The following is a 939-nucleotide window of genomic DNA, read 5'->3' on the forward strand; positions in this document are numbered from 1 at the left end:
TGTTCTTATCCATCAGAAGATGTTTGAAAGTAGATTGTTCTTTGTGGACAAATTGATCGATATGGGCGCCCAAATAATTCTCTGCGATCCACATAGAGCGACCGTAATTGGTCTTAATAATCAAACTAAACTTCGCGGAATTGAAATGACTTCGCCTGACATTAGGGCTGGTGTTTCTTTATTAATTGCTGCGCTTTCTGCTCAAGGAAAGTCTATCATCTATAATATAGATCAAATTGAACGGGGATACCAAGATATTGAAGAACGACTTAAAGCATTAGGTGCGGAAATTAGGCGGGTAGATGCTAAACCGTTGCATTAAACAATTTAGGAGAACGCTAAACGAGTTCTATTGATTTTTTTGACTTAATCTTTTTCAAATTGTTGAAGTAACATTAGTTTTTGATTTTATTTTGGGTTGACTTTATGTCAACCCTTTTTTTTGTTGTCTTTTGTGCTTTTATCGCCTATTGTTTTGGGATTTCTTGTTTATTGTTGGGTATTTGATTGTTGTTTTTGTGTTTTTTTTAACAAAAATGATATTTTCTTGTGTTTTTTGTATATAATTGCATTGTAAATTATAAATATTATGTCAACGGAGCAGAAAAAATCGTTATTTCCTTTTCTTATTATGGTGGCTGTTGTTATTGTCGCCTTTTTTAATCCATCTTTACCTACAAATGCCGATGAATATGTATATAATCCTGCAGATGTAGCTTGGATGCTAACCTCTACAGCCTTGGTTTTGATAATGACACCGGGCCTAGCTTATTTTTATGGAGGTATGGTTAAGAAAAAGAATGTAATCTCTACAATGTTACAAAGTTTCATTTGCATGGCTGTTATAGCCGTTATTTGGATTGTCTTTGGATTCAGTTTAGTGTTTGGGGATTCTATTTACGGATTTATAGGTAATCCTGCTAGTTTTTTTATGTTCAA

Annotated in this window: 2 pseudogenes; both read left to right on the forward strand. The window is 33.4% G+C overall.

Going from position 1 to position 939, the window contains the following annotated elements:
• Positions 1-322 (forward strand): annotated as a pseudogene (locus HP439_RS19230) (UDP-N-acetylglucosamine 1-carboxyvinyltransferase); the annotation flags it as partial.
• 267 nt (positions 323-589) lie between these two features.
• Positions 590-939 (forward strand): annotated as a pseudogene (locus tag HP439_RS19235) (ammonium transporter); the annotation flags it as partial.

Source organism: Sphingobacterium shayense, from assembly GCF_013179575.1.
GTDB lineage: Bacteria > Bacteroidota > Bacteroidia > Sphingobacteriales > Sphingobacteriaceae > Sphingobacterium > Sphingobacterium shayense.